7 protein-coding genes are annotated in these 6914 nt (G+C 66.9%); 1 reads left to right on the top strand and 6 read right to left on the bottom strand.

Features of this window, described 5'->3' with window-relative positions; genetic code table 11:
- The 5 genes from mreC to Q8M88_RS04185 all read right to left on the bottom strand — a co-directional run.
- Nucleotides 1–944, bottom strand: a 944-nt coding sequence (gene mreC / locus Q8M88_RS04205) for a rod shape-determining protein MreC (RefSeq protein WP_305594995.1), incomplete at its 3' end; no start/stop codon positions are given.
- A gap of 67 nt (nt 945–1011) precedes the next feature.
- Nucleotides 1012–2055, bottom strand: coding sequence for a rod shape-determining protein (locus tag Q8M88_RS04200; protein WP_305594994.1), 1044 nt, complete (start codon nt 2053–2055; stop codon nt 1012–1014).
- A 211-nt stretch (nt 2056–2266) separates the two neighbouring features.
- Entirely contained in the window at nt 2267–3844 is a 1578-nt protein-coding gene (locus Q8M88_RS04195) for a 2-isopropylmalate synthase (RefSeq protein WP_305594993.1), read from the bottom strand.
- Nucleotides 3845–4064: 220 nt separating this feature from the next.
- Nucleotides 4065–4685: a glutathione S-transferase family protein gene (locus Q8M88_RS04190; RefSeq protein WP_305594992.1), complete on the bottom strand. Its 621-nt coding sequence runs from the start codon at nt 4683–4685 to the stop codon at nt 4065–4067.
- 6 nt (nt 4686–4691) lie between these two features.
- Nucleotides 4692–5408 carry a TVP38/TMEM64 family protein gene (locus Q8M88_RS04185; protein ID WP_305594991.1) on the bottom strand — a complete coding sequence of 239 codons (717 nt, stop codon included), beginning with the start codon at nt 5406–5408 and terminating at the stop codon, nt 4692–4694.
- A 121-nt stretch (nt 5409–5529) separates the two neighbouring features.
- Between Q8M88_RS04185 and Q8M88_RS04180 the strand changes: the two genes are divergently transcribed.
- On the top strand, nt 5530–6732 hold the full coding sequence (locus Q8M88_RS04180; protein WP_305594990.1) for a pyridoxal phosphate-dependent aminotransferase: 1203 nt from the start codon (nt 5530–5532) through the stop codon (nt 6730–6732).
- A gap of 54 nt (nt 6733–6786) precedes the next feature.
- Here the strand turns inward: Q8M88_RS04180 and Q8M88_RS04175 are convergent, their stop codons facing one another.
- On the bottom strand, nt 6787–6885 hold the full coding sequence (locus Q8M88_RS04175; RefSeq protein WP_371132625.1) for a DUF2171 domain-containing protein: 99 nt from the start codon (nt 6883–6885) through the stop codon (nt 6787–6789).
- Nucleotides 6886–6914: the final 29 nt, after the last annotated feature.

The following is a 6914-nucleotide window of genomic DNA, read 5'->3' as shown; positions in this document are numbered from 1 at the left end:
GGCGCGGCGGCGGGCGACGCCTGGCGCACCTCGCCCACCTGCACGCCGCCCACCGGCGGCGGGGGCACAGGCATCTTGTTCAACTCGGCGCTGTTAGCCAGCTGCGCGAAGTCCTGGAACAACAGGATGCGGACGAAGTCTACTGGAGCCGCGTCGGACGCCAGCACCACGCGCCAGCGCCCGTCGAGGGTCTTCACAGCGGTGCCGACCGGCAGACCCCGGGGAAGCACGCCGCCGTCGCCGGAGGTCACCACACGGTCGCCCTGGCGCACCGGCTCCTGGCCGCGCAGATACTCCATCGTCGGGTTCGGTCCGCCGTCCCCGGTCAGGATCGCGCGGGCGTTGGTCCGGTCGACCATCACCGGCACGCGCGAAGCGATGTCGGTCAGCAGCAGCACGCGGCTGGCGCCCGTGGTCACGCCGATCACCCGACCCACCAGGCCGTTCTCGCTGACCACCGGATAGCCGGCCTTGATCTGCTTCTCCTTGCCGACGTTGGCGATCCGGGTGTTGGCGAAGGGTCCCCGCGAGTCCAACACCGTGCGCGCTGCGACCATCGGGATCGGCGGGTCGGTGCGCAGGCCCAGCAGGGTCTTGTAGCGTTCGTTGGTGTCGCGCAGCAGCAGGGCTGCGTCGCGCCACTGGCGCGCTTCGGCGAGCTCGGCTTTCAGCCGCCGGTTCTCCGAGACGGCGAAGAAGTAGCCCCGCACCGTATCGACGCCATCGCCGGTCCAGCGGATCGGTGCGGACATCACCCCGCCGACCGGCGCCGCCACCGCGTCGCCCACCCGGCGCGTGACCCCGTAGGCTTCGGCCTGGAAGGTGCCGCGACGGTCATTGGCCAGCAGAACCATGGCCACGATGGCGGCGACGATCAACGCCACCGCCGCCGTCCAGGTCAGCGGGACCTTCAGCTCACCGAACGGATTGTCCCGTAAGGACACCTGAGGCGACTCCAAGCGGCATTGAGAGGACCCCCGTCACCCCCAAAAACCCGGCGATTCGTGGATACTACGCCAGGGTGCTCTCAAGTACGCCCTTCATCCACTTGGGATGTTCAAGCACTTTGCCGCAACCGAGCGCCACGCAGGAAAGCGGGTCGTCGGCCACCGTCACCGGCAGGCCGGTGTGGTCGCGGATCTCGGCGTCCAGGCCGCGCAGCAGCGCCCCGCCGCCCGTCAGCATGATGCCCTTGTCGGCGATGTCGGAGGCCAACTCCGGCGGCGTGGCTTCCAGCGCCATCTTCACCGCGTCGACGATCTGGCCGACCGGTTCGGCCAGGGCGTCGGAGGCCTGCTTCTCGCTGATCCGCACTTCCCGGGGCACGCCCTGCATCAGGTCGCGGCCCTTGACCTCGATCGACAGGCCTTCGCCGTCGGACGGCGCGCGGGCGGTGCCGATCTCCTTCTTGATGCGCTCGGCGGTGGTCTCGCCGATCAGCAGGTTATGGTTGCGGCGCATGTAGCTGATGATCGCCTCGTCCATCTTGTCGCCGCCCACCCGCACCGAGCGCGAATAGACGATGCCCGACAGGGACAGCACCGCGACTTCGGTGGTGCCGCCGCCGATGTCGACGACCATCGAGCCGGTCGGCTCGTGGATCGGCAGGCCCGCGCCTATGGCGGCCGCCATAGGCTCGTCGATCAGGCCCACGCGGCGCCCGCCGGCGTTTAGGCAGGAATCGTTGATCGCCCGGCGCTCCACCGCCGTCGCGCCCGACGGCACGCAGACGATGACCTTCGGGTTCACGAAACCCTTCCGGTTGTGCACCTTGCGGATGAAGTACTTGATCATCTCCTCGGCGACTTCGAAGTCGGCGATCACCCCGTCTCGCATGGGGCGGATGGCCTCCATGTGCCCCGGCGTGCGCCCCAGCATCTGCTTGGCCTCTATGCCGACGGCGTGGACCACCTTGCGTCCGCCGACGTTGCGCAGCGCCACCACCGAGGGCTCGTTCAGCACGATCCCCTTGCCCTTCATGTAGATGAGGGTGTTGGCCGTGCCGAGGTCGATGGCGATGTCATTCGAGATGGCGCCGAAGAGGGACGAAATCATGCAGGGCCCTTGGGGCTGAAAGGGGCTTTTACGTCGCCTACGAATGCCGAATCGCCGCCCCCGACGCGCACCAGAATTCGCTTGCAGACCGCCGACCTCTGCCCTGCTGAACGGTTCATTTCAAGGCTTATCGAACACGGCGTCGTTTCGCGTTGTCGCAGGGTGGCGGCGGGGGAGTCGCAGGAAGGCGCTCGCACCCGCCGCAGTTGAATCAGAAGCCGCTCGCGACCTTGGCGTCTGGAGCGCTTTTCTCCTTGCGCGCGAACAGGTTGTTGAGCGCATTGACGTAGGCCTTGGCCGAGGCGGTGAGCGTGTCGGTGTCCGCCGCCTGGCCGGTGGCGATGCGTCCGTCGTCCTCCAGGCGCACGGAGACCTGGGCCTGCGCATCGGTGCCTTCGGTGACCGCGTGGACCTGGAACAGCCGCAGGATCGCGGTGTGCGGCACCACCTCGCGGATCGCGTTGAACACCGCGTCCACCGGACCATCGCCAGTCGCCTGGGCGCTGCGTTCGTCGCCGTCGATGGCCACAGTCAGTTCGGCCTGCTGAGGGCCCTCGGTGCCGGCCACGACGCGCAGGCGCTTGACCTGGATGCGATCGGCCCCGCTCGCCAGCGCATCGTCGACCAGGGCGGCGATGTCGTCGTCGAACACGTGCTTCTTCTTGTCGGCCAGGTCCTTGAACCGCTGGAACGCCTCGTTCAAAGCGTTTTGGCCCAGCTCGTAGCCCATGCCTTTCAGTTTCTCGCGGAAAGCGTGGCGGCCCGAGTGCTTGCCCATCACCAGGTTGGTCGCGCCCTGCCCCACGCTCTCGGGCGTCATGATCTCGTAGGTGCCGCGATCCTTCAGCATCCCGTCCTGGTGGATGCCGCTCTCGTGCGCGAAGGCGTTCTTGCCGACGATCGCCTTGTTGAACTGCACCGGGAAACCGGTGATCGCCGAAACGTAGCGCGAAGACCGCGTGATGTGCTGGGTTTCCAGCCCCGTGAAATAGGGCAGCCGGTCGCCGCGGACCTTCAACGCCATCACCACTTCCTCGAGCGCGGCGTTGCCGGCTCGCTCGCCGATGCCGTTCACAGCGCACTCGATCTGCCGTGCGCCGCCGTGAACGCCGGCCAGGCTGTTGGCGACGGCCAGTCCCAGGTCGTTATGGCAGTGGGTCGACAGGATGATCGTGTCGCACCCGGGAACATTCTCCATCAGGTCGCGGAAGATCGCCTCGTATTCCGACGGATAGGTGTAGCCGACGGTGTCGGGGATGTTCACCGTCGTCGCGCCGGCCCTGATCGCCGTCTCGACGCAGCGGCGCAGGAAGTCGCCTTCGGTGCGCGTCGCGTCCTGGGCCGACCACTCCACATCGCCGCACAGGTTGCGGGCGTGGGTGACCGACTTCTGGATCATCTCCAGGATGTCCTCCTGGCTGGCGCGCAGGATGTGGTCGCGGTGCGAGGGGCTGGTCGACAGGAAGGTGTGGATGCGGCCACGCTTGGCTTTGCGGATCGCCTCGGCGCATCGCTCGATATCGCCGACGCCGGCGCGCGCCAGGCCGCAGACGGTGCTTTCGGTGACGATCTCGGAGATCTGGCGCACGGCCTCGAAGTCGCCGTTCGAGGCGATCGGGAAGCCCGCCTCGATCACGTCGACGCGCATCTCCTCCAGGATCTTGGCGAGTTCCAGCTTCTCTTCCAGCGACATGGACGCGCCGGGCGATTGCTCGCCGTCGCGCATGGTGGTGTCGAAGATGATGACGCGATCACGCGCCTCGGGTTCGGTGACGGCGGTTTGGGTCATTTGCAGGTCTCTATCGCAGGCTTTTCGGGGAACATCGGGCGGGTCAGATCACCCCCTGAAGCGCCCGGCCGCGAAGATCCGCAGCCTAAAAAGGCGCCCAGGGGCGGCTAAGCCGCAGGCCGAGAAGCTGGCTGGTGCGAAGGATGCGCATGCAGGTGCTCTATAGAATCCGGGTGAACGGCGCAACAATTTCGCGCGCCGTCCCCTCAGACATCTGCGCCTAGGCGTTCACCTCGGCTAACACCTTCTGCACCGCGGGCCGCGCCTTCATCCGCTCGAAGTGGTCGTTGAGCTTCGGGAACTGCGTGCGGTCGATCTTGTCTCGGTCCAGCCAGTTGCTGACCGTGAACAGGTAGGGATCAGCGACGGTGTAACCCTCGCCCATCACCCACGGGCCCTTGAACATCTTCGTCTCCATCAGCGTGAAGCAGTCGATGATGTTGGACGGAGCCTTGGCCTTCATCGCCTCCAGCGCCGCCGGATCGTCGGCCCAACGGGTCCCGCGCACGACGTGGGCTTGGGCGACATGCACCGTGCTGGCGAGATAGGCGTTGAAGCTCTGCAGCTCGGCGAAGGCGAATGCATCGTCGAGCGGCGCCAGCTTCGCCCGAGGCCAGCGCTGGGCGATGTAGGCCAGGATCGCGACGGTCTCGCTCAATACGCCCTCGTCGGTGATCAGGACGGGCACGCGGCCCTTGGGGTTGATCGCCAGATAGGCGTCGCTCCGCTGCTCGGTCGCGGCCATATTCACCCGCTGGGCTTCGTAATCGACCCCGGCCTCCGCCAAGGCGATGTGCGAAGCCAGCGAGCAGGTTCCGGGCGCATAATACAACTTCAACATGGTCTTTCAGTCTCCTCCCAGGGCCGCCTCTCGCGCCTTGATCCAGCGCCTTGCGAACCACCCGATCACCAGCCATGCGATCAGCACGAGCACAAGCCAAAGCGCCTCGCGACCGGCTGTCCCACGCATGATCTGCACGATCGAATTCCCGGCGAACGCCGTCAGCGCGATCTTCGGCACGATCCCCAACGCGGTGCCGGCCGCGAAGTCGCGCACCCGCATCGGCGTCACGCCGGCGGCCATGTTGACGACGATGAACGGCGCCGACGGCACCAGCCGCACGATCAGGCTGGCCAGGAAACCGTTGCGGCCCACCAGTCCCATGAACTTGCGCACGCCCTCGCCGGAGATCGCTTCAAGCGTCCGCGCGCCCGCGGCGCGGCCCACATAGAAGCCGACCAGGGCCGAGGCCATCGTGCCGATCCAGGAATAGGCGAAGCCCGTCCAGCCGCCGAACGCCACCACCGCGGCGGCGATCAGCATGAACTGCGGCACCCCCAGGAAGGCCAGGATGGCGAAGGCCGCCACCGCCGCCGGCAACGCCCACGGGCCGTTCGACGCGACGCCCAGCCACCGCTCCACGGTCGCCTCGCCGTCGAAGCCCAGCACCTGGGCTCCGAACAGGAAGACCAGACCGACCCCGCCGAACAGCACGAACGACACGGCCAGCGCGCGCCACGCCTTCGCGTCCATGTTGGTGACGAATTGCAGGATGGCGCGCATGGCCTTCCCGTCGCCTGATCGCCATCGCGGGTCAAGCGAGGCTGCGAACCTGGGTTCCCGCGCGCGCCGGCTTCGGCTAAACCCGCGCGCATTTGTTCAACCTCGACCGGGAGTTCCCGCCATGTCGCTCGAATCCGCTGCGCTCGCTCGCGTTAAGCCCTCCGCCACCCTGGCGGCGGACCAGAAAGCGCGCGAACTGAAAGCGCAGGGCCGCGACATCATCTCGCTGGCCGCCGGCGAGCCCGACTTCGACACTCCGGACAACGTCAAGGAGGCCGCCATCAAGGCGATCCGCGACGGCAAGACCAAGTACACCAATGTCGACGGCATCCCCGAGTTGAAGGAGGCGATCGTCGCCAAGTTCCAGCGCGAGAACGGCCTCACCTACAAGACCAGCCAGGTGAATGTCTCGCCGGGCGGCAAGCCGGTGATCTACAACGCGATGGTCTCGACGCTCAGCCCGGGCGACGAGGTGCTGATCCCCACGCCCTACTGGGTCAGCTACCCGGACATGGTGCTGCTCGCCGGCGGTACGCCGAAATTCGTGCCGACCCGCGCCGAGGCCGGCTTCAAGGTGAAGCCCGCCGAACTGGAAGCCGCGATCACGCCCAAGACCCGTTGGCTGCTGCTCAACTCGCCGTCCAACCCGTCTGGGGCCGCCTACTCGCGGGCCGAACTGCGGGCGCTGGCCGACGTGCTGCTGCGCCATCCGCAGGTCTGGATCCTCACCGACGACATCTACGAGCACCTGGTGTTCGGCGATTTCGAGTTCACCACCATCGCCCAGGTGGAGCCCGCGCTTTACGACCGCACCCTGACCATGAACGGGGTGTCTAAGGCCTACGCCATGACAGGCTGGCGGATCGGCTACGCCGCCGGTCCCGAACCGCTGATCAAGCTCATGGCCAAGGTGATGAGCCAGACGACGTCGAACCCGTCGTCGATTTCGCAGTGGGCGTCGGTGGAGGCGCTGAACGGCACGCAGGAGTTCCTCAAGCCCAACGCCAAGCTGTTCGAGGAACGCCGCGATCTGGTGGTGTCGATGCTGAACCAGGCCAACGGCCTGCACTGCCCGACGCCCGAAGGCGCCTTCTACGTCTATCCGTCCGCCAAGGGCCTGATCGGCAAGACTGCGCCCAGCGGCAAGGTAATCTCCAATGACTCCGACTTCGCCGTCGAGCTGCTGGAGACCGAGGGCGTCTCGGTGGTGTTCGGCGCGGCGTTCGGACTCTCGCCGTTCTTCCGCATCAGCTACGCGACGTCGAACGCCGTGCTTGAAGACGCCTGCACGCGCATCCAGCGCTTCTGCGCGGCCGTCAAATAGCTGCGACTCCATCCCTCCCCGACCCGGGGGCGGGATGGAGTCGCACACGTTGGCTTAGTGCTTTTCAGTCCAGGCGGACTTCGCCGCATCCTTGGTGATGTTTAGGCGCACCTTTTCGTCGTCGACATCGTCGATCCAGCTCAGCGGGATCATGTGGTGCTTCAGGCCCGCGCCCAGGTCCA

Origin of the sequence: Phenylobacterium sp., from assembly GCF_030693805.1 — a bacterium.
Taxonomy (GTDB): Bacteria; Pseudomonadota; Alphaproteobacteria; order Caulobacterales; family Caulobacteraceae; genus Phenylobacterium.
This window is presented reverse-complemented; position numbering and strand designations above follow the sequence as displayed.